We start from the raw sequence: 24,374 nt of genomic DNA on the forward strand, positions 1-24,374 counted from the left end.
TTACCGCTTTGCCTCTTGGTAAGACCATAGGGAAGGAGGAAACGGCATGTTGAATGGCAAGCGGGCCCTGGTCACCGGGTCCACCAGCGGCATCGGCCTCGGCATCGCCCGCGCCCTGGCGGCGCAGGGCGCCTCGGTGATGCTCAACGGCTTTGGCGACGCGGCCGAGATCGAGGCGCTGCGCGCCGGTCTCGCCAAGGAATTCGGGGTCACCGTGCTCTATAACGGCGCCGACCTCTCCAAGCCCGATGGCGCCGGCGATCTGGTCCGTGATGCCGAATCCCGGCTGGGCGGCGTCGATATTCTGGTCAACAATGCCGGCATCCAGCACGTGGCGCCGGTCGAGGACTTCCCGCTGGACCGCTGGGACGCGGTGATCGCCATCAACCTCACCTCGGTGTTCCAGGCCATCCACGCCGCCATGCCCGGCATGAAGGCGCGGGGCTGGGGCCGCATCATCAACGTCGCCTCGGCCCACGGGCTGGTGGCTTCGGTCAACAAGGCCGCCTATGTGGCATCCAAGCACGGGGTGATCGGCCTGACCAAGGTGGTGGGGCTGGAAACCGCCGAGATCGACATCACCTGCAACGCCATCTGTCCCGGCTGGGTGCTCACCCCCCTGGTGCAAAAGCAGATCGATGCCCGCGCCCAGGCCCTGGGCGTGCCGGTGGAGCAGGCGGGCCGCGACCTGCTGGCCGAGAAGCAGCCGTCCAAGACCTTCACCACCCCGGAACAACTGGGCGACCTGGCGGTGTTCCTGTGTTCCCCGGCCGCCGCCAACATGACCGGTACGGCGCTTTCCATGGACGGCGGCTGGACGGCGCAATGAGCCACAAGAAGGAGCCGTCGCGCCAGGCCGACTATCCCTTCCGCGTCGAGATCCAGACCCGCTGGTCGGACAACGACATGTTCGGCCACCTGAACAACGTGGTGTACCAGCGGTTTTTCGAGCACATCGTGGTCAAGTTCCTGACGGGGCCGTGTGGGCTGGACCTGATGACCGCGCCGGTGATCACCTTCGCCGCCGAATCCTCCTGTCGCTTCCTCAAGCCCTTGTCCTATCCCTCGGCCGTGGTGGCGGGCATCCGCATCGACCACATGGGCCGCACCAGCGCCCGCTACGGTCTGGCCCTGTTCGAGGAGGGATGCGACGAGGCCGCCGCCGAGGGCCACTGGATTCACGTCTTCGTCGATCGGGCCAGCCAGCGCCCGGTTCCCATTCCCGACGCGGTGCAGGCCGTGTTCGAAGCCCACCGGAGGATGCCATGACCGGCCTTTGCTATGCGTTCGAGGGAATGGTGCCGGTGGTCGATCCCACTGCTTACGTCCATCCCACCGCGGTGCTGATCGGCGACGTGCGCATCGGACCCGGCTGCTTCATCGGGCCGGGCGCCAGTCTGCGTGCGGATTTCTCCAGCGTGATCATCGGCGCGGGCGTCAACATCCAGGACAATTGCATCCTGCACGGCACGCCGGGCTTCCACACGGTGGTGGAGGATTACGGCCATATCGGCCATGCCGCCGTGGTGCATGGCTGCCGTATCCGCCGCAACGCCCTGGTGGGCATGGCGTCGTCCATCTATGACGGGGCCGAGGTGGGCGAGGAGGCGATCATCGCCGCCATGGCCTTCGTTCCCGCCGGCTTCAAGATTCCGCCCCGCACTCTGGTGGCCGGGCTGCCGGCCAAGGTGCTGCGGGAACTCACGGCGGAAGAGGTGGCGCGCAAGACCCGCGGCACCGAGGCCTATCAGCAGCTGGCCCAGCGGGCGCTGAAGTCCATGGTGCCGTGCGAGCCGCTGTCCGCGCCCGAACCGGGCCGCGCCGAGTTGAACCCCAGCGCGCTGTGGCCGGATGATCTGACCCGGCACAAGCCCAAGGGCTGAGAATTTCGGGCTATCGCCCGAACCCATTTGGGGCGATGCCCCAACCCCCCCTTTGATTCTATTGGCAGAAAATAAAGGGGGGTTCGGGGTTCTCCCCGATCAGCCTACTCCGCCGCCTTCGGCTCTTTTCTCTCCACGTCCTCGACCCAGACGGCATGGTGCTCGCGGGCCCATTCCCGGTCCACGTAGCCGGTGGTGACGGCGGTGGAGGCACCCTCCATGCCGATGGTGCCGATGTAGATGTGGCCCAGGATGAACAGCACCATCACCACCGCCAGGGCGGCGTGAATCAGGTGCATCACCTGCATGGCGTGGATGTCGCCCATGGTGAAGGGGAACAGCAGGTTGAGCCCGGTGGACGACACCAGGGCGCCGACGATGATCACCATCCAGAACTGGGTCTTCTGGCCGAAATTGAACTTGGCCGCCGGGGGGTGGACGCCCTTTTTCAGCAGGCCGCCGCCGCCCTTGATCCAGCCCCAGTCATAGCGGTCCCAGAGATTGTCCCGGGCCCACAGGACGAAGATCATCACCAGTCCGATGATGAAGACGAAGCCGGCCAGATTGTGCAGCCACTTGCCCGCCCAGGTGATCCAGGAAAACAGCGTCTTGCCCAGCCAGGGCTCGATGATCCAGCGGCCGAACAACAGGTTCAGCCCCGTCAGGCCCAGGACCAGGAACGAGCCGGCGGTCAGCCAGTGGCCGATGCGCTCGATCTTGGTGAAGCGCAGGATGGTCTGCCCCGAGGGGCCGCCCTCCATCATGATCTTGCCGCGGATGAAGTAGAAGGCGGCGATGGCCAGCGTCACGCCGATCAGGGCCCAGCCGGCATAGACCGCCAGCTTGCCGTTGCGCACATTGCGCCAGATCTCGCCTTCGGACTGGATCAGCACGCCGCGCGCGGCGGGCTGGCCGGCGATGTAGCCGGCTTCGCCCTGGCGGATGGTGCGCCAGGAATCGGGCTCGGTGATGCGGTCCGACTGGGCGGCGCTGGTGACGTCGCCGTCATAGCTGGCGGCCAGGGATGGCTGCGCCATGCCGAGACCGAGGACCAGCATCAGGACCGCGAGGATGGTTCGGCTCATGCGATGCCTCCCCTTAGAATTTCTGCCCGGTGATGCGGCCCGATGGGGTCGCCTCGCCGGTTGGAATGGGGCCGTTGGTCGCCAGCCTGGCGACGCCGTCGTTCTGGCTGGCGATCCGCTGTTGCAGGGCGGTCCTGGCCGCCGGCGTAATCTCGCTGTCGGCCGGCCCCCTATAGCTTCCCTTGTCCAGCTTGACCTGACGGCCCATCTCCTCGCCCTTGCAGGCGGCAAGGGCGAGGAGGCAGATCAGGGCGGTGGCCAGTGCGGGCGGGCGCATTTCTATTTGTCCTTGGCCGGAGCGCCCTGGCCTTCGCGGGCCCGTTCGCGCCGCTGCTCACCATAGGCCTGGCCCCAGCCCGAAGCACCCGAGCCGAAGCCGCGGGCCATGACGCGCTCGCGGTAGATGGTGGACACCATGTCGCCATCGCCGGCCAGCAAGGCCTTGGTGGCGCACATCTCGGCGCAGAGCGGCAGCTTGCCCTCGGCGATGCGGTTGCGGCCGTACTTCTCCAGCTCCGCCTTGGAATGGTCGGCCTCGGGGCCGCCGGCGCAGAAGGTGCACTTGTCCATCTTGCCGCGTCCGCCGAAATTGCCGGTGGAGGGGTATTGCGGCGCACCGAAGGGACAGGCGTAGAAGCAATAGCCGCAGCCGATGCACAGATCCTTGTTGTGCAGCACGATGCCGTCATTGGTCTGGTAGAAGCAATCCACCGGGCAGACCGCCATGCACGGCGCGTCCGAGCAGTGCATGCAGGCCACCGAGAGCGACTTTTGCCCCGGCTTGCCGTCGTTGATGGTCACCACGCGGCGGCGGTTGATGCCCCAGGGGACTTCGTGCTCGTTCTTGCAGGCGGTGACGCAGCCGCTGCAGTGGATGCAGCGTTCGCCGTCGCAGAGGAATTTCATGCGGGCCATGGTGGTTCCTCCTTACGCCTGGAACTTTTCGATGCGGCACAGGGTGACTTTCGTCTCCTGCATGCCGGTCACCGAGTCGTAGCCGTAGGTCTGGGCGGTGTTGGTGCTTTCGCCCAGCACGATGGGCGCCGCTCCCTCCGGGTATTTGCTTCGAAGGTCCTTGCCCTGGAACCAGCCGCCGAAGTGGAAGGGCATGAAGGCCACGCCGCGTCCCACCCGTTCGGTGATGCGGGCCTTGACCTTGACCTTGCCGCCCTCGGGGCCGCTCACCCAGACGTAATCTCCGGCGCGGATGCCGGCGTTGTTGGCGTCGAAGGGGTTGACCTCGACGAACATGTCGGGCTGCAGTTCGGCCAGCCAGGGATTGGAGCGGGTCTCGTCGCCGCCGCCCTCGTACTCCACCAGACGCCCCGAGGTGAGGATGATGGGGAAGTCCTTGGACACGTCCTTGTCCTGAATGGACTTATAGAGGAAGGGCAGGCGCATCATCTTCTTGTCGGCATGGGTGGGATACTTCTCCACCAGATCGCGCCGGGGCGTGTAGAGCGGTTCGCGGTGCAGCGGCACCGGATCGGGGAAGTTCCACACCACGGCGCGGGCCTTGCCGTTGCCGAAGGGGGCGGCGCCGTGCTTGACCGCCACGCGCTGGATGCCGCCCGACAGGTCGATGGTCCAGGCCACGTCGTCGGCCTTCTCGCCGCCGATCTTTTCGATGGTGGCCCTTTCCTCGGGCGTCAGGTCCACGTCCCAGCCCAGCTTCTTCAGCATGCCGTAGGTGAAGCCCGGGTGGCCGGCGGGCAGTTCCGAGCCCTCGGGCCAGGAATCGGTGGCCAGCAGGCTTTCCCCCTTGTACTCGGGGAACAGGGCGCGGAAGTTCAGCCCGCCGTCCTTCACCGGCTTGGAGGGGTCATAAAGGTTGGGCGTGCCGGGATGCTTCATGGCGGCGTTGCCCCAGCACGGCCAGGGCAGGCCGTAATAGTCGCCGTCGCAGGGGCCCCCCACGGCGCGCAACGTGGTCTTGTCGAAGGTCTGCTGGTTGGCCATGTGGGCCTTGAGGCGCTCTGGGCTCTGCCCCGTATAGGCGATGGTCCAGGCGCCCCGGTTGATCTCGCGCAGGATGTCCTCGGCCAGGGGGACGGTGCCCTCGACCTTGATATTCTTCACCAATTCATCGCCGAAGCCGAATTTACGCGCGAACAGGTACATGATCTCCTGGTCGGCCTTGCATTCGAACATGGGCTTGATCACCCGCTCGGACCACTGGATCGAGCGGTTGGACGCGGTGCGCGAGCCGTCCACCTCGAACTGGGTGGCGGCGGGCAGCAGGTAGACGCCGTCGGTGCGGTCGTGCAGCACGGCGGACACCGTCGGGTAGGGATCGATGATCACCAGGGTGTCCAGCTTCTCCATGGCCTTCTTCAGCTCGGGCTGGCGGGTCTGGGAATTGGGGGCGTGGCCCCAATAGACCATGGCCTTGATGGGCTCGGGCTGGGCGATGTTTTCCTTGGCCTCGTTGACGCCGTCATACCAGCGCGAGACGGGGATGCCGGGGGCTTCCATCAGCTCGGGCGTCTTGAAGCGGCCCTTGATGTACTCGTAATCCAGGCCCCACACCCGCGCCCAGTGCTTCCAGGCCGGGGCGGCCAGGCCGTAATAGGCGGGAAGCGTGGTGACGTCGAGGCCCATGTCGGTGGCGCCCTGGACGTTGTCGTGGCCACGGAAGATGTTGGTGCCGCCACCGGCCACGCCCACATTGCCCAGCGCCAGTTGCAGGTTGCAATAGGCCCGCACGTTGGCGTTACCCACGGTGTGCTGGGTGCCGCCCATGCACCACACCACGGTGCCGGGCTTGTGGGTGGCCAGCAGTTGGGCGACGCGCTTTACTTGAGCGCCGGGCACGCCGGTGACCCGCTCGGTCTCTTCCGGAGTCCACTTGGCGACTTCGGCCTTGACCTGATCCATGCCCCAGACGCGCTTTCGGATGAATTCCTTGTCTTCCCAGCCGTTCTCGAAGATGTGCCACATGATGCCCCAGATCAGCGGCACGTCGGTGCCGGGGCGCATGCGGACGTATTCGTCGGCATGGGCGGCGGTGCGGGTGAAGCGGGGGTCACAGACGATCAGCGGCGCCTTGTTCTGCTCCTTGGCCTTGAGGATGTGGAGCATGGCCACGGGATGGGCTTCGGCGGCGTTGGAGCCGATGAAGAACATCGCCTTGGAATTGTGGATGTCGTTGTAGGAATTGGTCATGGCGCCGTAGCCCCAGGTCTGGGCGACGCCGGCGACGGTGGTGGAATGGCAGATGCGGGCCTGGTGGTCGACGTTGTTGGTGCCCCACAGCGCCGCGAACTTGCGCATCAGATAGGCCTGCTCGTTGGAGAACTTGGCCGAGCCCAGCCAGTAGACCGAATCGGGACCGGCGGTCTCGCGGATCTTCAGCAGGCGGTCGCCCACTTCCGTGATGGCCTGCTCCCAGGAGATGCGCTTGTACTTCCCGCCCTCCAGCTTCATGGGATATTTCAGGCGGTGGTCGCCGTGGGCATGCTCGCGCACCGCTGCGCCCTTGGCGCAGTGGCTGCCCAGGTTGAGGGGCGAATCGAAGGCCGGTTCCTGGCCCACCCACACGCCGTTGACCACCTCGGCGTTGACGGTGCAGCCCACCGAACAGTGGGTGCAGATGGATTTCTTGATCTCGGCCTTGGGGTCGGGGGCCGTGGGGGCGGCGTCGGCCTTGCGCACCGTTCCCGCACCGACACCCCCCACCAGGGCGGCGCCACCGGCGGCCAGGCCCGAGCGGCGCAGGAACGCACGGCGGTCCATGGCGCCGCCGGCCACCGAGGCCAGGGTTTCCGACAGGGCGGACTTGCGGGCTTCGCCGTCACGCTTCTTGATCAGCATGTCTTCCTCCCGTCAGGTCTTTAGAAGCCGGCCGCTTCGTAGGCGCGCCGCACGTGTTCGGTTTCCCGGTAGCCGGCCCCGGCCCGGGTCTCGGACGCCGCCTGGGCGTCCTGGCCCGCGCCGATCACGCCGGCGGCGGCGGCTCCGGCCGCACCGGCCGACAGCACGGCGCCCTTCAAAAGGCCTCGGCGGCTGAGGATGGTCTTGCTTTCGGAGCTTTGGGCATCGGGGCTCTCGGTCGTCATCTCGCTCTCCATCAATCCACCATGGCGAAAGCCTGGGTTTCGATCTCCAGGAACACGCGGCCGATTTCCGCCACGCCGCGGTAGAAGCGGGCGGAGGGGGCCTTGTCCAGATCAATCAGGAAACGGGGCATCCAGCTGCCCAGATGGGCCTGGAAGAAAACCTTCTGTTCCGGCAGCGACAGCGGCTCGCCGAACAGGCCGGTGATCAGGCCCTGCATCATCTCGCACAGCGAGGCGGCGTGGTCCTCGGGCTCGGACACGCCGGGGGCGGGCTCGATTCCCAGCCGGGCCATGTCCTGGCGCAGCTCGGCCAGGGGCTTTTCATGCAAAAAGCCGGTCAGGTGCCAGGAGGCATAGGGCATCACCTCGCCACCGGTCACGCCCACGAACAGGGCGGCGAATTCATCGGCGACGGCATCGGAATCGGTGGCGGCGGCGGCCTCGGCCAGACGGCCGAGCGCGGCGCCCAGCGGGGTGGAATCGGCCGTCATGGCGGCCAGCCGGCGCAGCAGATCATCGGGCGGCGGGGCGACCAGCAGGGCCGCCAGCAAGCCGTAGAAACGGGCGCGCAGAAAATCGTCCTCGGCAACGCCTTGGTGCGCCGTCACTGCCCTCATCACTCCTCCCGTGGTTCCGATCTTGCGCCGGAACCTTGGCCATCTCCCATGGCGATCAGGTGATCATCCGGGAACTGGTGAGACCAGTCAAGAAGATCGGGAGTAGAAGCCTGTAATTCCATGGGTGTAGGGGTGATTTTCATTGCTGCACCACAGCAATGACGGGTGTTTTTTATTGTGGTATTTCTATGCTGTATTATTTTGTGTGAAAATTACGAAAGACGCGTAAAAAATGCAGAGTGGCTAGGAGTCCTGTTCCGGTGGGGTCGCCGGGGGAGCCGCCTTGGCTTTCTCCTCTTCCTCGGCGGCCAGTTCGGCGGCGTTCAGCACGCCCTTGCCCAGGCGCCAGGCGGTCTTGACCACTTCGCCGACGGGAGAGGCGTAATCGCCCATGTGCAGGTCCATGACTTCCGGCGCCATCAGGGTCGGGTCCGATTGCCACAGTTTTTGCAGCGCCGCCTGCTTCAACTCCTGCGGTACGCCGGCCTTGAGGAAGGCGGAGAAGTCCGAGTCCTTGGTCAGGGATTCCACCGGCGGCAGATCGGGCGGCGGGGGAGGCGGCGGCTCCGGCGCCTTGACCTCCTCGGGCGGCGGCGCTGCCGGCTCGGCCTTGGCGTCGAGCTTGCGGCGCGACCAGCGCGACAGGAAGGGTTCGTCGCTCACGGTCGTCTGCCCTTGCCGGCGAACGCCTTGTCGGAATCCAGGCGGTCGCGCTTTCGCTTCCTCATGGGTTCGTCCGGGGGATGGCAGGCGCAGAACGCCATGGCCCAGTCGAACAGGGCGCGGGGCAAGGGCACGCCGTCCACCATGTCTTCGCCGCTCTCGCTCATGGCCTGGGCCTCGTCGGGGGCGATGGTGGCCATCACCACCCGGACCGGCTGGCCCGCGTTCCCGGTGCGGCGCAGCACCACGTAGAGGCGGGGTTCCAGACCGGCGAGGTTGTAGCGGTAGGAGGCGAGGTCCGAGCGGTGCAGCACCACCTTGATGCCGGTCTCCAGGTAATGCTCGAAGCCGTCGTCCCGGCGCAGCAGGGTCCAGGGCGCCGCGCCCGGCGCTTCGGCCAGGGCTTCCAGCGGCCGCCAGGATTCGGTGACCCAGGGGCTGGCGCCGTCGCGGCGCTCCACCAGCACGGCGATGCCGGTCTCTGCCCTGATCGGCGGTTCGGCCGGCAGGGTGCCGTCGAGGATCATGGACAGCCGCATCACGTCTTCGGGGGTATTGACGTTGAAGAAGGGATCATGGGGCCGGGTGGGCCAGTCCACATGCACCACCTTATAGCGCTCGGTCCACAGATCGATCTTCCTCATATCCTCGTCCACCACGGCGCGGCGCAGATCGCCGGCCAGGCGCAGCGGCCACAGGGCGAAGACCGGGTGGGCCTGATCGCCGGTCCGGGCCACGGCGATGTCGGCGCCCTGCTCGGTGACGGCGGCCAGCAGGCGTTGTACCAGGTCGTCGGGGAACAGCGGCGTGTCGGCGGCGCAACTCACCATCCATTCCACGTCGAAGGTGTGGTCGCGCAGCCATTCCAGCCCGGTCAGCACGCCCACCAGCGGTCCGCCATAGCCCTCGATCACGTCGGGCACCACGGGAAGCGTGGTGTCGGCGAAGCGGGCGGGGTCGCCGTTGGCGTTCAAGACCATCTGCCCCACCTGGGGGCGCAGCCGCTCGATCACCCTTTCCAGCAGGCTCTGGCCGCCGACGCTGATCAAGGGCTTGTCGCCGCCGCCCATGCGCCGGGACAGCCCGCCGGCCAGGATCAGGCCGGCGACGGTGTTGGAGGCGGGGGGCACCATGTCAGTCATCGTCGCGGCTCCCCTTGCGCGACAGATGCCCGGGCTCGTCCGCCGCCTGGGCGGGGTCGGCGTCGAAGACGATGCGCTCGGTGCCGGCGAGCGCGATGAAGCGCTTGCCCTTGGCCCGGCCGATCAGGGTAAGGCCGGCCTTGCGCGCCAGATCCACCCCCCAGGCGGTGAAGCCCGAGCGCGACAGCAGCACGGGGATTCCCATCTGCACCGTCTTGATCACCATTTCGCTGGTCAGCCGCCCGGTGGTGTAGAGGCTCTTGCCCTTGGCGGACAGGCCGTGGCGGAACATGTAGCCGGCGATCTTGTCCATGGCGTTGTGGCGGCCGACGTCTTCCATGTAGATCAGCGGCCGGTCCTCCTCGCACAGCACGCAGCCGTGGATGGCGCCGGTCTTGAGATAGAGGCTGGGCATGGTGTTGATGGCCTTGGCGAGGCCGTAGAGCCACGAGGTGCGGAAGCGCTCGTCGGTGGGCAGGCTGACCGTCTCGAACTTCTCCATGACGTCGCCGAACACCGTGCCCATGGCGCAGCCCGAGGTCTGGATCTTCTTCTTCAGCTTCTCCTCGTAATCGGTCTGGCGCGTGGTGCGCACCACCACCGTCTCGATCTCCTCGTCGTAATCGACGGCTTTGACCTCGTCGTCGGCGCGCAGCATGTTCTGGTTCAGCAGGTAGCCCAGCGCCAGGTATTCCGGGTAATCGCCGATGGTCATGGCGGTGACGATCTCGCGGCCGTTGAGGAAGATGGTCAGCGGCCGCTCGTTGATGATGTCGGCGGGGACTTCCGCCCCGGTGTGGTCGATGCCTGAAACGGTCTGGTAAAGCCGCCTGTCGTCGGGGTCGGGGCGTACCAGCATGTCTTTGTCGTTCATTCTTGGCCTCCTGGTCTTTACAGTATGCGGCCCCGGCCCGACCTACAATGGGCCGAGGCAACGAAAACGGAAGGACGGCGAGGCATGAAGGTCGGCGGCAAGCGGGTGATGGTGTGTTCGTGCGAGGGGACCATGCCCCTGGACGTCAAGGCCCTGGCCAAGGCCTTAGGCACCGAACCGCCGGATCAGGTGTATTTCCAGCTCTGCCGCTCCCAGGCCGACGCCTTCCGCAAGGCGGCGGCCGCGGGTGAGGAATTGCTGGTGGCCTGCGGCCAGGAGGCGCCGCTGTTCGCCGAACTGGCCCGTCTGGCCGAGGCACCCGAGCCGGTTTGCGTCGATATCCGCGACCGCGCCGGCTGGTCGGGCCAGGCGGCGCGCGCCACACCCAAGATCGCCGCCCTGATCTCCGACGCGGCCCTTGAGTCCGAGCCCACTCCCAGCGTGACGCTCGCCAGCGAAGGCTCGGTCCTGATCTTAGGGCAAGGCCAGGAGGTTCTCGACGCCGCCAGGCGCCTGGGGGCCGAGCGCGCCGTCACCTGCCTGCTGCTGCCTGGCCACGATTCCGATCTGATTCCGCCCGCCGTGCGCGCGCTGGGCCTGTTCAAGGGCAAGCCGGTGCGCGCCTCGGGCCATCTCGGCGCCTTCACGGTGGCGGTCGCCGATCTGGCCGGGGCCTCGCCGTCTTCGCGCGGCGCGCTGGCCTTCGAGCCGGCGGTGGGCGGCCGCGACCTTGCCGCCGACATCGTGCTGGATCTGACGGCGCAGCCCGCGCTTCTGGCGCCCCGCGACGGCTGGCTGCGGGTCGATCCCCGCGACAGGATAGCGCTGGAGCGCGCACTGTCCGAGATCGGCGGATTGGTGGGCGAGTTCGAGAAGCCGCGCTGGATCAAGGTCGATGCGACCCTCTGCGCCCATTCGCGCAACGGACAGGTGGCTTGCACCCGCTGTCTCGATATCTGCCCCTCGGGGGCGCTGTCGCCGCTGGGCGATTCAGCCGCGGTGGACGCCCATGTGTGCGGCGGGCACGGCTCCTGCGCCGCGGTTTGCCCCACCGGGGCCATCCGCTTCGACGTCCCCGCCGGCAACGGCCTGTTCAATCGCCTGGGCACTCTGCTGGAGACCCATCGGGCCGCTGGCGGTGGTTCGCCCGTCCTGCTGATCCATGACGAGGCCGGGGGCGAGGCTTTGGCGGCGCTGGCCCGTTTCGGCGATGGCCTGCCCGCCGACGTGATTCCGGTGCAGGTGGCCGCCGTGGCCGCCCTGGGGCCGGATACCCTGCTCGCCGCCCTGGCCAAGGGGGCGGGTGAGGTGGTGCTGCTGGCCGATCCGGCGCGGCGCGACGATCTCGACGGGGCGCGCGCCGCCGTCGGTCTCGCCAACCGGGTGGCCGAGGGCCTGGGCTGGCAGGCCCGCGCCCGCCTCGAGGTGGTCTCCGACCCGGCGGCCATCGCCGCCCTGCTGCCGTCCAAGGCCCCCAAGCCGGTGGAGCCGGCGGCCGAGTTCCTGGTGCTGGGCGGCAAGCGCCAGACCATGGGGCTGGCGCTCACCCATCTGCACCGCCATGCCCCCGCCCCGGTGGAGGTGCTGGCGCTCGAGCCCGGCGATCCCTTCGGCACCATTCTCGTGGACGAGGCCAAGTGCACCCTGTGCATGGCCTGCGTCTCCGCCTGTCCGGCCAAGGCGCTGTCGGGCCACCCCGACAAGCCGTCGCTGGGCATATTGGAGGTCAATTGCGTCCAGTGCGGCCTGTGCCGCGTCACCTGTCCGGAAAAGGCGGTCACCCTGGCTCCGCGCCTGGCCTTCGGCCCCGAGACGAAGGTGCGCCAGGTGCTGAAGGAGGAAGAGCCCTACCAGTGCATCCGCTGCGGCAAGCCCTTCGCCTCGAAATCGGTGATCGAGCGCATGACCGAGCGCATGAGCGGCCACGCCATGTTCAAGGGCACCGGCAAGCTGGACCTCATCAAGATGTGCGAGGATTGCCGCGTGGTCGCCCAGTACGAGCTGGAAGAAGGCGCGCGACCCATGGCCGGGGCGGCGGTGCCGGTGACCCGGACCACCGAGGATTATCTCAAGGAGCGGGACGGGAAGGGGTGAAGCCGTCGGGCAATTCGCACAGCACGCGCACGCCGATATTGTAGCTCCACACCGCCGCGTCGTTCTTGGCCCGGGCCGAGGCACGCGACATGGCGGAGAAATAGTACCACGAGCCGCCTTTGACCACCTTGTCGCGGCAGGCGGGATCGTCAGGCGCGGGCTTGGAATGGTCGGGGGTCCAGCAATCGGCCGTCCATTCCCAGACATTGCCGTGCATCTCGTAGAGGCCCCAGGGGCTGGGCGGGAACGTCCGCGCCGGCTGCGAGCCGTAAGGCGGCTCTGGCCCCAGGCAGTCGCGGCAGTTGAGCCGCCCCTGGCCCGCCGCTTCCCCCCACCAATAGCCGGTAGAGGCGCCGGACCGGGCGGCGTATTCCCATTCCGCCTCGGTGGGCAGGCGGCAGACGAGCCCGCTTTCCCGCCCGACCCAGGCGGCATAGGCCCTGGCATCATCCCAGGTCATGTTGATCACCGGCCGCTGGCCCTTGCCCCAGGTGTGGTCGTCCTGGCCGCCCTTGCAGGCCTTGGAATCGACGCAGGCCTGCCACTGGTCGAAGGTGATCTCGGTGGCCGACAGGGCGAAGGGGCGGGGAATGCTGATGGGGACGGCCGGTTTCTCGTTGGCGAATTTGGCCCGGTCGTCGCCCATCACCGACTGTCCCGCCGGAATGCGCACCATGGGCGGGCATCGGGGACAGGGCTGCCATTCCTCCGCACGGGCGGGGAGGGTGAGGAAAGCAAGGAGGAGGGGTGAAATCCTCCTCATGGCCCCTTGTTGACGCCCCAGCCGAAGCCGCAGCCCGCCTGCTGTTCCTCGCCCGGTTCCTGGAACCAGGGACCGACGGCCGCCCAGGCGGTGGTCGAGGCGCTGGCATGGTCGGGGAACTGGCCCATGGGCGAGTGGATGGAGTGCGACAGGTAGGGCCCCACCTCCTCGACCTCGCCGACCACGAACACCACCTCGCCCTTGGGCAGTTCGATGCGCCGCCGCGAGCCGGGCTCGACGCCCGCCAGGTTCTCGGTGTCGGGGCCGGGCAGCAGCATGAAGTTCATGAACCACGGCGTGACCAGGATGCCGGCCAGCCAGCCCTGCCAGCGGCGGAAGCCCACCGCTTCCACCTGCAGTTCCGGATTGTAGAGGCCCAGATCCTTCATGCGCTCCTCGCCGATGCGGGCAAAGACGCTCACCAGTTGGCGGATGCGGTTCTCGTCGGCGGAGGACAGCGGATCGGTCATTGAAAGGGTGCTCCTGGGTGACGGGGAAGGGATCGTATCCTACCCGCCAGAAGGGGAGAAGCCCCCACCTTCAGATTGCATTTTTGTGGCCATGGGCTTAAGTCATTCCGCCATCCAATGACGGGGAAACCCCGCCCAGCGAGAGAGAGGGTAGACATGCCGTACAAGAGGATCACCCTGACCCACTTCCTGCTGCAGGAGCAGCGCCGCCTGGGCGGTTCGGGTTCGTTCACCGCGCTGATGACCGACATCATCTTCGCCTGCAAGATGATCTCGCACGAGGTCAACCGCGGCGCGCTGGCCGGCAATCTGGGCGTGGCGGGGTCCGAGAACGTCCAGGGCGAGGAGCAGAAGAAGCTCGACGTGCTGGCCAACGACATCTTCCTGCACATGAACGCGCTGGGCGGGTCCTATGCCGGCATGGCCTCGGAGGAGCTGGAGGACGTGCATGCGGTCCACGGCGCCGCCGACGGCAAGTACCTGCTGCTGTTCGATCCTCTGGACGGCTCGTCCAACATCGACGTCAACATCTCGGTGGGCTCGATCTTCTCGATCCTGAAGCTGCCCGAGGGCGCCTCGGGCGCCTCCAAGGACGCCTTCCTGCAGCCCGGCGTCAAGCAGGTCGCCGCCGGCTACGCGCTGTACGGCTCGTCGACCATGATGGTGCTGACCACCGGCAACGGCGTCAACGGCTTCACGCTGGACAACAATGTCGGCATGTTCATGTTGACCCATCCCAACATGACCATTCCCGCCGATACCAAGGAATTCGCCATCAACGCGTCCCGCGAGCGGTTCTGGGAGCCGCCGGTGAAGCGCTACATCGACGAATGCCGCCAGGGCAAGGACGGCCCTCGGGGCAAGGATTTCAACATGCGCTGGGTGGCCTCCATGGTGGCCGAGGTGCATCGCATCCTGTGCCGCGGCGGCGTCTTCCTCTATCCGGCCGACACCGAGAACATGAAGAAGGGCGGCAAGCTGCGCCTGATGTACGAGGCCAACCCCATGGCCTTCCTGATCGAGCAGGCGGGCGGCGCCGCCACCACCGGGCGCGGCCGCATGCTGGAGGTTCCCCCCACCAGCCTGCACCAGCGCGTGCCGGTGGTCCTGGGCTCGAAGAACGAGGTGGAGCGCATCGGCGCCTACCACGCCGAATACGATTCCAAGAAGTAGTCTTGGAACAAGGACGGGGCCGGATGCCTTATGGCGTCCGGCCCTTTTTCATGCCCTATCCCTGGCGCATGTTGGCGAGGAACCCGCCCACCTCGGACCGCAGGTGACCGGCTTCCTCCACCAGTTCGTCGGCGGCCTTGAACATGCCCGACGCCATTTCGCCGGTGGCGATGGCGGCCTTGGACACGTCGGCGATGTTGCGGGTGATCTCGGCGTTGCCCGACGCCGCCTCCTGCACCGAGCGGACGATCTCGTCGGTGGCGGCGCTCTGTTCCTCCACCGCCGCCGCGATGGACGACACCACCTGATTGACGCGGTCGATGGTCAGCCCGACGCTGCGGATGGTGTCCACCGCCTCCTTGGAGATGGACTGGATGCCGGCGATCTGCTGGGCGATCTCGTCGGTGGCGCGCGCCGTCTGGTTGGCCAGGGTCTTGACCTCGCTGGCCACCACGGCGAAGCCTTTTCCGGCTTCGCCGGCGCGGGCCGCCTCGATGGTGGCGTTCAGGGCCAGCAGGTTGGTCTGGCCGGCGATGTCGTTGATCAGCTGCACCACCTCGCCGATGCGCCGCGCCGCCTCGGCCAGCCCGTCCATGGTGCCGTTGGCGGCGTGAATGCCGCTGACCGCCTCGGTGGTGATGGTGGCGGTCTCGGTGACCTGGCGGCTGATTTCCTGCACCGACGATCCCAGCTGCTCGGCGGCGCTGGCCACGGTGGCCACGTTGGCGGCCGAGTGCTCGGCGGCGTTGGCGACGGCCGAGCCCTGCGAGCTGGTCTGCTCGGCATTGGCCTGCAGGGCGTTGGACAGAGTGTGGACCCGGTCGATGGAGGTGCTGACCGTCGCCATGATCTTTTCCATGGCTTCGTTGAAGGCGACGATCATCTGGTCGCGCCGCGCCAGCAGCTCGGCCTGCTGGTCGCGCTGGCGGCGCTGCTGGGCCTCCAGTTCGGCGGCCCGCGTCATGGAATCACGGAACACCGCCACGGCGCGGGCCATCTCGCCCACCTCGTCCCGGTTGTCCTGGGAGGGGATGTCGACCTCGGTGCTGCCCTCGGCCAGCCGTCCCATCACGCCGGTCAACTGGGTCACCGGCCGGGCGGTGAGCCGGGCCATGCCCAGCGTCACCACGATACCCACCCCCAGGAATACCGCCAGCACCAGGAAGTACTGGGCCTTGGTGGAATGGGCGGCGGCGGTGGCGTCCCGGTAATCGTCGGCGGCCTTGGCGGCCGCCTGGTCGACCAGGTCCCGCAGCTTGGTGCGGATGCCGTCGTATTCCAGCTCGGTGGCGCCCATCATGGACAGCGCCGTCATGTGGTCGCTGGCATACATGTCCAGCACGTCGCCGGCGGCCAGGATGTAGTCCTTGACCTGCTTGGCGACCGCCGGGTCGGACTTCATGGACTCCAGCAAAGCCTTGGACTTGTCGCCCAAGGCCTTCAAGTCCGCGCGCACCTGGGTGTCGAGGCCCTTGATGCGCTCCTTGTCCTCCTTGGCGGCCTGCCAGCCCAGAAGGCGATAGATGTTGGATTCGATGGTGGCCGCCATGCCGTCCAGCTCGGCGGCGGCGCGGCTGTTGGCGAAGGAAACGGTCACCATGCCTTCCATGGAGCGTTCCTGCCGGCTCATGGCCACATTGAACACGATGCCCAGCACCGCGATGCAGGCAACCAAAAGGAGAGGCGCTATGAAGAACTTGACGGTGATGCGGGCGTCGGCAATGCGGGCGAGCACGGGAATCTCCCAGACGAGTAATGGCGATTACCGGACCCACAATGGTTCCGGCCCTACCGAATTACTGCTGGCTTCCCTATACGAACGCATAATTATTTTGTTTTGCCGCGTCCTGGCGCAACAACATTGCCAAGATGGCGGCGATCAGGTCAAGCCCTTGTTGTCGGGTGCGGGAAATTGGTTCCGCGTCCTATCCCGGCCTTGGTGATTCATTCCGGCATGGCTATCCTGGGGCCAGGGAGGATGATGTGGACAGGCTGGACGAGGGGAGCATCGACCTGACCGGGGCCCGGGTTCTGGTTGTCGAGGACAACGAGATGAACCGGGTGTTCGCCTGCGCCGTGCTGGAAAGCATGGGGCTCCTGAACGTGGAGTGCGCCCGTAACGGCCGCGAGGGACTGGATAAGGTCGCGGCCTTCGATCCGGACATCGTGCTGCTGGACCTGATGATGCCGGTGATGAACGGCGAGGAGTTCCTGGTGGCCTTGCGGGCCGATCCGCGCTACCGCGCCCTGCCGGTGCTGGTCCTGTCGGCGGTGGTGGACCAGGCCACCCGCAATGCCCTGTTCGCCGCCGGCGCCAACGACTATATCGGCAAGCCCATCGATCGCCGGGAACTGGTGGCCCGCGTCGAGGTCCATCTGCGCAGCCACCTTGCCCTGGCCGATCTGCGCCGGTATCGCGACCGGCTGGCGGTGGATCTGCGCATGGCGCGCGGCATGCAGAACGCCCTGTTGCCCGGCCCGGAGCAGATGCGGGACATGCGGCAACGCTACGGCCTGGATATCAACGCGGTGTTCAGCCCTTCGTCCGAACTGGGAGGCGATCTGTGGGGGATGGCGCCGGTGGACGACCACCGTCTGGCGCTCTACACCGTGGACTTTTCCGGCCACGGCGTGGCGGCCTCCATCAACACCTTCCGCCTGCACCTGCTGCTGCAGGACCTGGACTCGCAGATGGGTGATCCCGGGGCGGCGCTGGAAAAAATCAACGTCTCCCTGAAGCAATTGCTGCCGCGCGGGCAGTTCGCCACCATGACCCTGGCGGTGGTCGATTGCGCCGCCCGGACCCTGTCCCTGGCCAATGGCGGCGGGCCGGCCCCCATCCTTGTGGGACCGGACGGGGCGCCGCGCCTGGTGGGCGGCGTCGGCTTGCCCTTGGGGATCAGCCAGACGGCCCGCTACGAGGTCGTGGACCTGCCGTTTCCGCCCGGGAGCCAATTGTCGCTGTACAGCGACGCCCTGACCGATGCCTCGGATTCCTCCGGCACGCCGCTGGGCGAGCAATGGGTCGTGGATCTGGTGCGCGAGGTGCTGACCGGCGATCCCGCTGAAACCGTGGCGCGGGTCATGGCCGGGTTTGCCGTCCGCTCACCGGGCGAGTTCGCCGACGACGTCACCTGGGTTCAGCTGGTCGGCTGACCTTCAGTCAGGGGCGGCAGGCTAAAGCGCATGGAAATACGGCGGCCGTGACGGCTGAAGGATACCCGCTGGCACAGGGCGCGTATCTGTCCGATGCCCCGCCCGCTGCAGGCTTGCGGAGCGACGGGAAGGGAAATGGCGGGCGGCTGAAAGCCCCGGCCGCGATCCTCGACCCTGATCACCAGATGGCTTTGGTTCCAGTCGGCGGCAATGGTCACCGGCCGGCGGGCGTAGCGCGGGTCGGCCAGACGTTGCTGCATGGTCTGGGTGAAGAGGCTGAGCCCCTCGCGGCTGCCGCGCAGGCGCCCGTCGAGGCAAAGGTTGCCATGCATGACGGCGTTGCTTACCGCTTCCTGCAGGGTCAGGCGCAGGTCCATGGCCAGGGGCTCGACCCGCGGCAGCCGCTGAACCAGGGCGGCGACCATCACGCCGACCAGATCATGGCTGACGGTGGCAAGCGTGGAGGCGCGCAGCAGCAGCCGGGCCGGCAGGCGTTCCAGCCCCTCGTGGGGGGAGGAACAGTCCAGGTCGATGGCCCAGGACGCCGGTGGACTGAGAATATCCTCGGCATCGGCGGTGCCGCCGCCTTCGAACAGCACGACGCAATGCCCGTATTCATCCGTGCGCAACGGCAGCAGCCCGGCGGCGGCCAGGCGGCCGAACCGTCCGAGGCCGCGCTTGCCGGCGGTCCGGTTCACAATAATCGGCAATGTATTGGCCCGGCTCACTTGAACTCGAACAGGGTTTTGAAGGCGGCGCGTTCCATGGCGGACGCCACGGGCCCGCTGGCGCCCTGGATGGAGACGTTGAGGTTGCGGCTTTGCGATGCGTCGTAAATGTGTATGAACAGGCTCATGCCGGTGGAATCGATGAAGCTCAGGCCGTTCAGGACGATCGCCAGGCTGGTCACCTCCCGTGCGGCCTCCAGCTCGGCCAGGACCTTGGGAAAAAGCGGAGCCTGGGCGAAGGTCAGCGTCCCACTGATGGTCAGCTGGGCCGTGTTGCCGTTGCTCTTTAGCGCGTATTGCATGTCGAATTCTCTCGATTGCTAGGATGCCCGGATGCTGGTGAGGAAGGTGTCCACCCGTTCGCGAAGAGTGTTGGCGCGCCCCGCGACATCCTTGGCCGTGCCAAGCACGTCGTCGGCGATCCGCTCGGTCTGCTCGGCGGCCTGATTGACCCCCAGGATATTCGAACTGACTTCGCTTGTCGCCTGGGCAACTTGCTGAACGTTCTCGGCGATCTCGCCGGTGGCTTCGTCCTGCTGGTGGACGGCGCCGGCGATGCCCGACGACGCGTCCCTGATCCGCTCGATCACCGCCGAGATGGAGGCGATGGCGGCGACGGCGTCACCGGTGACCTTCTGAACCGTGGAAATCTGGGTGGCGATCTCGTCGGTGGCGCGTGCCGTCTGGTTGGCCAGGGTCTTGACCTCGTTGGCGACCACGGCGAAGCCCTTGCCGGCGTCGCCGGCGCGTGCCGCCTCGATGGTGGCGTTCAAGGCCAGCAGATTGGTCTGGGCGGCGATGTCGTTGATCAGCGCCACCACGGCGCCGATCTTGTCCACCGCCTGGGCCAGGCTGTTGATCAGCGCGGTGGTTCGCTCGGCCTCGATGGAGGCGTCGCCGGCGATGGTGACCGAGACGCCTACGCGCTGGCTGATATCCTCGCCGGAAATGGCCAGTTGCTCCGCCGAATTGGCCGCCGTGCGCATGTTGACGGCGGTTTCCTCGATGGCCGAAGCCACGGCGGTCGCCTGGGTCGAGGCGCCCTGGGCGGCTTCCGACAGCACCCGCGAGGTGGATTCCAGCTGGCCGGCGGTGGCGGCCATGGCCTGCAGGGCTTCGGTGACCTCGTCGTTGAATTCCCGCAGAAGGTTGTCGACCACGCGGGCGCGCCTGTCCTTGGTCCACTCGGCCTCGCGCTGCTCGGCCGCCAGCTGCTCGGCGCGGATCAGGCCTTCCTTGAAGATCTCCACGGTGCGGGCCATGACGCCCACCTCGTCCTTGCGGGACTGGGCGGGAACCTCCATGTGAAAATCCTTCTTGGACAGCCCGTCCATGACCAGGGAGAGGTTGACCAGCGGCTTGGTGATGCGGCCCGCCACCAGCATGGACAGGGCCAGGACCAGAAGGGTGAGGGCCACGACGCCGCCGCCGAAATAGAATGCGGTGGACCAGAAGGCGGCATCCACGTCGTCCAGGTAGATGCCGGTGCCCACCACCCAGCCCCAGCCGGAGTTCAACTTGACGTAGGAGACCTTGCGCACCGGCTTAGGCGAGCCCGGCTTGGGCCAGTCGTAGTAATGGAAATCGGCGCCCTTGGCCTTGACCAGTTCGTTCATGCGCACGAACAGCGGATGACCGGTGGCATCCTTGAGGTCGCTGACATCCTTGCCGTCCAGTTCCGGCTTGATGGGATGCATGACCATGCGCCCGGTCAGATCATGGATCCAGAAGTAGTCGTTGTCGCCGTAGCGCAGGGCGGCGATGTCGCGCCTGGCCGCCGCCTTGGCCTCGGCCTCGGGCAGGCGGCCGGCCTTGGCCTCTGCCTCGTAGAAGGAGACGATGCCGGCGGCGCTGTCGACCAGGTCCTTGACCTTGGCCTTGCGCCCGCCCAGCACCTCGCCGTCCAACACCTGAAGGGCGCCAAGGAAGATCAGGCACATGCCGACGAAGGCCGCCGCCACGATCAATCCGATCTTTGTTCCGATCCGCCTGTCATCAAGCCAAGCCATCACCATCCTCGAGTTCAAATCCGATTTTGCTGCACCGCATATAAAACGAAATGCATGACGGATGTCAAACATTCGCGGTGATGAGGTGCAGACGAATTCGAGATGTGTCGGCTTGTGACAAAATGGAAAACAAGTTTCAAACTAGCCTATGAGATGCTCCTCTGTCTTACCCTTTGGTATTTGATGCCTGTAATATTAGCTTAATCCACTATGCCGTCGGGGTGGTGGCTGTAAGGTGCGCTGAAAATGTATCATTAATCTGTGGCTGTCTTTGCCGGTCATGGCAGAGTCGCGGCGGTTTGTCCGAACAGCACTTTTCTGGCTTCGTCGGTGACCGCGCGCTGGGTGTTGATTTCGTCGGCCCGGGCATAGGCGCGGATCACCGCCGGGCGGGCGGCGATGGCGTTGAACCAGCGCTTGAGATGGGGGAAGTCGTCCAGGTTCTGTCCCTGGCGCTCCCACGGCACGATCCAGGGATAGGAGGCCATGTCGGCGATGGAGTACTCGCCCGCCATGAATTCGCTATCGGCCAGGCGGCGGTTCAGCACGCCGTAGAGCCGGTTGGTCTCCTTGACGTAGCGGTCGATGGCGTAGGGGATCTTTTCCGGGGCGTATTGGACGAAGTGGTGGTTCTGGCCGAGCATGGGGCCGAGGCCTCCCATCTGCCAGAACAGCCATTGCAGCGTCTGGGCGCGGCCGCGCGGGTCGGCGGGCAGGAAACGGCCGCACTTCTCGGCGAGATAGACCAGGATGGCCCCGGATTCGAAGACGCTGAGGGGCGCGCCGCCATCGGCCGGTTCGTGGTCGACGATGGCCGGCATGCGGTTGTTGGGCGAGATGCGCAGGAAGTCGGGCTGGAACTGCTCGCCCTTGGAGATGTTGACCGGCTTGATGCGGTAGGCCAGGCCGGTCTCTTCCAGGAAGATGGTGATCTTGTGCCCGTTGGGCGTGGTCCAGTAATAAAGGTCGATCATGCCGGCGCTCCCGTTCGGTGTCCCAGAAAGGTAAGCCGGTCGCGGCAGGGCGGAAGCCCTGCCGTTGGTATGACCTTATCCTAGCGCCACTGCTCGACCTTCATCTTGCCCTTCATCTTGAGGTCGGTTTCCAGGATGTGGTTCATCAGCCAGTGATTCAGGAAGGCCGACATTTCGCCGGCGGCGACCCCCAGGTCGGCGTATTGCCCGGCGTTGAACTTGGCGATGTAGTCGCCCAGCGTCTTGCGGAGCGCGGCGTGCTGGCGCTTGTTCTCTTCCAGCCCGTCATACTTGGCCACCGCCTGGATGTATTCCTCGCGGGCGAAGTGGTCGTAGGCGTAGAGCTGAAGGCGTTCGAGCGTCACCTGGATGGCGTGCTTGTCGACGCCGTCCGGGGCCTTGGCCTTGGCTTCAAAGTCGTTGATCAGTCCGATGAGTTCCTTGTGATCGGCGTCGATCTCGATGTCGCCGACCTTTAACGTTTCATCCCAAGCAATGGCCATGGTTGTTTCCCCTTTTGGCTACCTCGTTAGGGTAACCCGTCCGGCCGCCGGGCTCAACGGGCGAAGCTTGGGCCGGACTTATGGATGAATTGCATTCACCCGCAAGTGGCGGCAAATCGTTTGCAAAGGCCGGCGTCGGCCCGGACACTTGGTGCGGGACCCATATTGGGGCGAATGTCCATGGCCTACCGACTTCCTCCGCTGAATTCCCTTCGCCTGTTCGAGGCCGCCGGCCGGCACCTCAGCTTCAAGCTGGCCGCCGAGGAACTGAACCTCACCCCCAGCGCGGTCAGCCACGGCATCGCCTCGCTGGAGGACTGGCTGGGCGTGCAGCTGTTCGCCCGCGGGCACCGCTCTTTGGCGCTGACCTCCGCCGGGCGGGCCTATCTGCCCCGTATCCGCGACGTGCTGCAGCAATTGGCCGGCGCCACCGAATCGGTGCCGGGGCGCAAGCCCACCGGCCGGCTGTCGGTGAGCGTGGCGCCCAGTTTCGGGCTGCGCTGGCTGATTCCGGGCCTGCCCCGTTTTCACGAGCGTCACCCCGATATCGAGGTGAGCCTGGACACCGCCCGGCGGCAGGTGGAGTTTCCCCGCGACGGTATCGACGTGGCCATCCGCATGGGGCAGGGGGGCTGGCAGGACCTCTACAGCCTGTGCCTGACCATGGAGGATCTGGTGCCGGTCTGCGCCCCCGGGATGGCCGCCAGGATCCGCACGCCCGACGACCTCAGGGGCGAAACGCTGCTGCAGGTGAGCAGCATCTCCGAGGACTGGGCCGCCTGGGCCGGTCTGGCCGGAGTGGAGGGGCTGGACCTGGAGCGCGGCCTCAAGCTCGACACCTTGCACATGGCCTGGGAGGCGGCATCCCAGGGGGTGGGAATCGCGCTCGGCCGCCTGCCCCTGGCCGCGCCCGACCTGGACAGCGGGCGGCTGGTTCCCGTGCTGGGGCCGCCGCGCCGCTGTCGCACCGGATACTGGCTGGTGGCGGGCCGGGACTCGCTCGCCCGGCCCGAGGTGGTGGCCTTCCGCAATTGGCTGCGCGAGGAACTGGCGGCTCATGTCATATCCCGATGATCGGAGCCGATCATCGGGATCGCCCTCAGGCGCCGGGCACCGCCGGTGGCGGCTTGGCTCCCGCGCCACAAGGCGCGCGGCCCCTTGGGCCTAACCCAATCCCAATGAGGCAGGCTCATCGGGATTGGGAATCACGCTCCCCTGTAGACCGGCGTCCGGTGGCCGATCCAGGCGTCCAGGCCCTCGCGCAGGTCGAAGGTGGGGATCATGCGGGCGAACTGCTCGCCTTCCACCGCCAGCCCCTCGGCGATGGGCAGGTTGATGCCCCGCGTCACCGCGTTGATCACCGCCCGCGTCGCCAGCGGCGAGTGGCGGATGATGCGCCCGGCCAGATGGCGGGCGGCCTCCATCAGGGTGTCGTGGGGCACCACGGCGTTGATCAGTCCCAGTTCCAGGGCGCGGGCCGGCTTGAAGGGGTCGCCGGTCAGCAGCAGTTCCAGCGCCCGCTTGCGCCCGGCCAGGCGGGGCAGGCGCTGGGTGCCGCCGAAGGTGGGGGGCATGCCCAGCCTGATCTCGGGCTTGGCGAACATGGCGCGCTCGCTGGCGACGGCCAGGTGGACCGCCTCGGTGATCTCGCAGCCGCCGCCATAGGCGATGCCGTTGACCGCGGCGATGATCGGCTTGCCGAAGGCCTCCAGCCGGGCGGTCATGGCCTGGCCCCGGCGGACGAAATCGCGCATGGCCTTCTCGCCGCCCGCCTCGACGCCCCGTGAAAACTCGTGAATGTCGGCTCCGGCCGAGAAAGCCCGTTCGCCGGCCCCGGTGATGATCACGGCGGCCACCATCTCGTCGGCCTCCAGGGCATCGAGCAGGGCCATCAATGTATCGACAAGGTCATAGCTGATGGCATTTAGCTTTTCCGGCCTGTTCAATATAATTGTCGCGATGTTGTTTCGCACATCGCAAATGACGCTCTCGGCCATGATCATCTCCTGTGCAATAGATTATGTTGAATTTTTGTCTTCGTCCATCGCATGCGGCAAGCGAAACAATTTCACCCGTGCATGAGCTTGTTGGAGTTTTTCTTGTATTGTGTTGGCTGCGCGTTGCGGGCAAGGCTGGCTTGCGCATTGTTGGCTTTACCCATCTAGGTGGTTACCGCTAATAC

At 66.7% G+C, this 24,374-nt stretch carries 25 protein-coding genes; 7 read left to right on the top strand and 18 right to left on the bottom strand.

The annotated features are described in order from the left end of the window. Positions 1-46 precede the first annotated feature (46 nt). Genes WV31_RS06025 through WV31_RS06035 form a run of 3 tightly spaced genes read left to right on the top strand, consistent with a single transcriptional unit; the run spans position 47 to position 1,883 of the window. A complete protein-coding gene (locus WV31_RS06025; protein ID WP_085372712.1) occupies positions 47-829 on the top strand; it encodes a 3-hydroxybutyrate dehydrogenase in 783 nt (260 codons plus the stop codon). Beyond that, the gene (locus WV31_RS06030) at positions 826-1,269 is read left to right on the top strand and encodes an acyl-CoA thioesterase (RefSeq protein WP_085372713.1); all 444 of its coding nucleotides are present in this window, start codon (positions 826-828) and stop codon (positions 1,267-1,269) included. Before WV31_RS06025 ends, WV31_RS06030 begins: the two co-directional genes overlap by 4 nt. Next, positions 1,266-1,883 (top strand): acyltransferase, encoded by a 618-nt coding sequence (locus WV31_RS06035; RefSeq protein WP_085372714.1) that lies wholly within the window; start codon positions 1,266-1,268, stop codon positions 1,881-1,883. Before WV31_RS06030 ends, WV31_RS06035 begins: the two co-directional genes overlap by 4 nt. Before the next feature lie 104 nt (positions 1,884-1,987). On the opposite strand, the gene WV31_RS06040 is transcribed toward WV31_RS06035, so the two are convergent. The 9 genes from WV31_RS06040 to fdhD form a co-directional block, all read right to left on the bottom strand. Beyond that, a complete protein-coding gene (locus WV31_RS06040; protein WP_085372715.1) occupies positions 1,988-2,968 on the bottom strand; it encodes a formate dehydrogenase subunit gamma in 981 nt (326 codons plus the stop codon). Between the two features lie 13 nt (positions 2,969-2,981). Further along, positions 2,982-3,245, bottom strand: a complete 264-nt coding sequence (locus WV31_RS06045) for a hypothetical protein (protein ID WP_085372716.1) — start codon at positions 3,243-3,245, stop codon at positions 2,982-2,984. Between the two features lie 2 nt (positions 3,246-3,247). Then, positions 3,248-3,883 carry a formate dehydrogenase FDH3 subunit beta gene (gene fdh3B / locus WV31_RS06050; protein WP_085372717.1) on the bottom strand — a complete coding sequence of 212 codons (636 nt, stop codon included), beginning with the start codon at positions 3,881-3,883 and terminating at the stop codon, positions 3,248-3,250. A 12-nt stretch (positions 3,884-3,895) separates the two neighbouring features. Next, a complete protein-coding gene (locus WV31_RS06055; protein ID WP_085372718.1) occupies positions 3,896-6,781 on the bottom strand; it encodes a formate dehydrogenase subunit alpha in 2,886 nt (961 codons plus the stop codon). A gap of 20 nt (positions 6,782-6,801) precedes the next feature. Continuing rightward, the gene (locus WV31_RS06060) at positions 6,802-7,026 is read right to left on the bottom strand and encodes a twin-arginine translocation signal domain-containing protein (protein ID WP_237051514.1); all 225 of its coding nucleotides are present in this window, start codon (positions 7,024-7,026) and stop codon (positions 6,802-6,804) included. Between the two features lie 11 nt (positions 7,027-7,037). Continuing rightward, entirely contained in the window at positions 7,038-7,643 is a 606-nt protein-coding gene (locus WV31_RS06065) for a TorD/DmsD family molecular chaperone (RefSeq protein ID WP_085372720.1), read from the bottom strand. A gap of 243 nt (positions 7,644-7,886) precedes the next feature. Beyond that, complete coding sequence (locus WV31_RS06070) at positions 7,887-8,306, bottom strand: DUF3306 domain-containing protein (RefSeq protein WP_085372721.1); 420 nt, start codon at positions 8,304-8,306, stop codon at positions 7,887-7,889. Continuing rightward, on the bottom strand, positions 8,303-9,448 hold the full coding sequence (gene mobA / locus WV31_RS06075) for a molybdenum cofactor guanylyltransferase MobA (RefSeq protein ID WP_237051515.1): 1,146 nt from the start codon (positions 9,446-9,448) through the stop codon (positions 8,303-8,305). Before mobA ends, WV31_RS06070 begins: the two co-directional genes overlap by 4 nt. Then, the gene (fdhD, locus tag WV31_RS06080; protein ID WP_085372723.1) at positions 9,441-10,322 is read right to left on the bottom strand and encodes a formate dehydrogenase accessory sulfurtransferase FdhD; all 882 of its coding nucleotides are present in this window, start codon (positions 10,320-10,322) and stop codon (positions 9,441-9,443) included. The genes mobA and fdhD overlap by 8 nt, the downstream gene beginning before the upstream one ends. Before the next feature lie 84 nt (positions 10,323-10,406). On the opposite strand from fdhD, the gene WV31_RS06085 reads away from it, so the two are divergent. Next, the gene (locus WV31_RS06085; protein WP_085372724.1) at positions 10,407-12,416 is read left to right on the top strand and encodes a 4Fe-4S binding protein; all 2,010 of its coding nucleotides are present in this window, start codon (positions 10,407-10,409) and stop codon (positions 12,414-12,416) included. Here the strand turns inward: WV31_RS06085 and WV31_RS06090 are convergent. Then, positions 12,391-13,092, bottom strand: coding sequence for a formylglycine-generating enzyme family protein (locus WV31_RS06090; protein ID WP_237051516.1), 702 nt, complete (start codon positions 13,090-13,092; stop codon positions 12,391-12,393). The two genes, WV31_RS06085 and WV31_RS06090, sit on opposite strands and share 26 nt — an antisense overlap. A gap of 83 nt (positions 13,093-13,175) precedes the next feature. Beyond that, positions 13,176-13,649 (bottom strand): [NiFe]-hydrogenase assembly chaperone HybE, encoded by a 474-nt coding sequence (gene hybE / locus WV31_RS06095; protein ID WP_085372726.1) that lies wholly within the window; start codon positions 13,647-13,649, stop codon positions 13,176-13,178. Between the two features lie 156 nt (positions 13,650-13,805). On the opposite strand from hybE, the gene WV31_RS06100 reads away from it, so the two are divergent. Continuing rightward, a complete protein-coding gene (locus tag WV31_RS06100; protein WP_085372727.1) occupies positions 13,806-14,822 on the top strand; it encodes a class 1 fructose-bisphosphatase in 1,017 nt (338 codons plus the stop codon). A gap of 55 nt (positions 14,823-14,877) precedes the next feature. Here the strand turns inward: WV31_RS06100 and WV31_RS06105 are convergent, their stop codons facing one another. Next, positions 14,878-16,557, bottom strand: coding sequence for a methyl-accepting chemotaxis protein (locus WV31_RS06105; RefSeq protein WP_085372728.1), 1,680 nt, complete (start codon positions 16,555-16,557; stop codon positions 14,878-14,880). Positions 16,558-16,805: 248 nt separating this feature from the next. Here WV31_RS06105 and WV31_RS06110 point away from each other — a divergent pair, with 248 nt between their 5' ends. Beyond that, positions 16,806-17,978, top strand: coding sequence for a PP2C family protein-serine/threonine phosphatase (locus WV31_RS06110; RefSeq protein ID WP_237051517.1), 1,173 nt, complete (start codon positions 16,806-16,808; stop codon positions 17,976-17,978). Here WV31_RS06110 and WV31_RS06115 read toward each other — a convergent pair. The 5 genes from WV31_RS06115 to WV31_RS06135 form a co-directional block, all read right to left on the bottom strand. Then, positions 17,963-18,676: an ATP-binding protein gene (locus WV31_RS06115; RefSeq protein WP_237051518.1), complete on the bottom strand. Its 714-nt coding sequence runs from the start codon at positions 18,674-18,676 to the stop codon at positions 17,963-17,965. The two genes, WV31_RS06110 and WV31_RS06115, sit on opposite strands and share 16 nt — an antisense overlap. A 26-nt stretch (positions 18,677-18,702) precedes the next feature. Further along, the gene (locus tag WV31_RS06120) at positions 18,703-19,008 is read right to left on the bottom strand and encodes an STAS domain-containing protein (RefSeq protein WP_085372730.1); all 306 of its coding nucleotides are present in this window, start codon (positions 19,006-19,008) and stop codon (positions 18,703-18,705) included. Between the two features lie 18 nt (positions 19,009-19,026). After that, complete coding sequence (locus WV31_RS06125; RefSeq protein ID WP_168185861.1) at positions 19,027-20,715, bottom strand: methyl-accepting chemotaxis protein; 1,689 nt, start codon at positions 20,713-20,715, stop codon at positions 19,027-19,029. A 278-nt stretch (positions 20,716-20,993) separates the two neighbouring features. After that, a complete protein-coding gene (locus tag WV31_RS06130; RefSeq protein WP_085372732.1) occupies positions 20,994-21,689 on the bottom strand; it encodes a glutathione binding-like protein in 696 nt (231 codons plus the stop codon). A gap of 80 nt (positions 21,690-21,769) precedes the next feature. Beyond that, the gene (locus WV31_RS06135; RefSeq protein ID WP_085372733.1) at positions 21,770-22,192 is read right to left on the bottom strand and encodes a bacteriohemerythrin; all 423 of its coding nucleotides are present in this window, start codon (positions 22,190-22,192) and stop codon (positions 21,770-21,772) included. Positions 22,193-22,372: 180 nt separating this feature from the next. Between WV31_RS06135 and gcvA the strand changes: the two genes are divergently transcribed. After that, the gene (gene gcvA / locus WV31_RS06140) at positions 22,373-23,266 is read left to right on the top strand and encodes a transcriptional regulator GcvA (RefSeq protein WP_085375496.1); all 894 of its coding nucleotides are present in this window, start codon (positions 22,373-22,375) and stop codon (positions 23,264-23,266) included. A gap of 131 nt (positions 23,267-23,397) precedes the next feature. Here the strand turns inward: gcvA and WV31_RS06145 are convergent, their stop codons facing one another. Next, positions 23,398-24,195 carry a crotonase/enoyl-CoA hydratase family protein gene (locus WV31_RS06145; protein WP_335645125.1) on the bottom strand — a complete coding sequence of 266 codons (798 nt, stop codon included), beginning with the start codon at positions 24,193-24,195 and terminating at the stop codon, positions 23,398-23,400. Positions 24,196-24,374: the final 179 nt, after the last annotated feature.

The sequence above is a fragment of the Magnetospirillum sp. ME-1 genome, assembly GCF_002105535.1.
GTDB lineage: Bacteria > Pseudomonadota > Alphaproteobacteria > Rhodospirillales > Magnetospirillaceae > Phaeospirillum.

What these genes read in the sequence shown, in the direction of transcription:
- WV31_RS06025 (WP_085372712.1), top strand. Translation starts at nt 47, where the DNA reads ATGTTGAATGGCAAGCGGGCCCTGGTCACCGGGTCCACCAGCGGCATC.
- WV31_RS06030 (WP_085372713.1), top strand. Translation starts at nt 826, where the DNA reads ATGAGCCACAAGAAGGAGCCGTCGCGCCAGGCCGACTATCCCTTCCGC.
- WV31_RS06035 (WP_085372714.1), top strand. Translation starts at nt 1,266, where the DNA reads ATGACCGGCCTTTGCTATGCGTTCGAGGGAATGGTGCCGGTGGTCGAT.
- WV31_RS06040 (WP_085372715.1), bottom strand. Translation starts at nt 2,968, where the DNA reads ATGAGCCGAACCATCCTCGCGGTCCTGATGCTGGTCCTCGGTCTCGGC.
- WV31_RS06045 (WP_085372716.1), bottom strand. Translation starts at nt 3,245, where the DNA reads ATGCGCCCGCCCGCACTGGCCACCGCCCTGATCTGCCTCCTCGCCCTT.
- fdh3B (WP_085372717.1), bottom strand. Translation starts at nt 3,883, where the DNA reads ATGGCCCGCATGAAATTCCTCTGCGACGGCGAACGCTGCATCCACTGC.
- WV31_RS06055 (WP_085372718.1), bottom strand. Translation starts at nt 6,781, where the DNA reads ATGCTGATCAAGAAGCGTGACGGCGAAGCCCGCAAGTCCGCCCTGTCG.
- WV31_RS06060 (WP_237051514.1), bottom strand. Translation starts at nt 7,026, where the DNA reads ATGACGACCGAGAGCCCCGATGCCCAAAGCTCCGAAAGCAAGACCATC.
- WV31_RS06065 (WP_085372720.1), bottom strand. Translation starts at nt 7,643, where the DNA reads ATGAGGGCAGTGACGGCGCACCAAGGCGTTGCCGAGGACGATTTTCTG.
- mobA (WP_237051515.1), bottom strand. Translation starts at nt 9,448, where the DNA reads ATGACTGACATGGTGCCCCCCGCCTCCAACACCGTCGCCGGCCTGATC.
- fdhD (WP_085372723.1), bottom strand. Translation starts at nt 10,322, where the DNA reads ATGAACGACAAAGACATGCTGGTACGCCCCGACCCCGACGACAGGCGG.
- WV31_RS06085 (WP_085372724.1), top strand. Translation starts at nt 10,407, where the DNA reads ATGAAGGTCGGCGGCAAGCGGGTGATGGTGTGTTCGTGCGAGGGGACC.
- WV31_RS06090 (WP_237051516.1), bottom strand. Translation starts at nt 13,092, where the DNA reads ATGGTGCGCATTCCGGCGGGACAGTCGGTGATGGGCGACGACCGGGCC.
- hybE (WP_085372726.1), bottom strand. Translation starts at nt 13,649, where the DNA reads ATGACCGATCCGCTGTCCTCCGCCGACGAGAACCGCATCCGCCAACTG.
- WV31_RS06100 (WP_085372727.1), top strand. Translation starts at nt 13,806, where the DNA reads ATGCCGTACAAGAGGATCACCCTGACCCACTTCCTGCTGCAGGAGCAG.
- WV31_RS06120 (WP_085372730.1), bottom strand. Translation starts at nt 19,008, where the DNA reads ATGCAATACGCGCTAAAGAGCAACGGCAACACGGCCCAGCTGACCATC.
- WV31_RS06125 (WP_168185861.1), bottom strand. Translation starts at nt 20,715, where the DNA reads ATGGCTTGGCTTGATGACAGGCGGATCGGAACAAAGATCGGATTGATC.
- WV31_RS06130 (WP_085372732.1), bottom strand. Translation starts at nt 21,689, where the DNA reads ATGATCGACCTTTATTACTGGACCACGCCCAACGGGCACAAGATCACC.
- WV31_RS06135 (WP_085372733.1), bottom strand. Translation starts at nt 22,192, where the DNA reads ATGGCCATTGCTTGGGATGAAACGTTAAAGGTCGGCGACATCGAGATC.
- gcvA (WP_085375496.1), top strand. Translation starts at nt 22,373, where the DNA reads ATGGCCTACCGACTTCCTCCGCTGAATTCCCTTCGCCTGTTCGAGGCC.
- WV31_RS06145 (WP_335645125.1), bottom strand. Translation starts at nt 24,195, where the DNA reads ATGATCATGGCCGAGAGCGTCATTTGCGATGTGCGAAACAACATCGCG.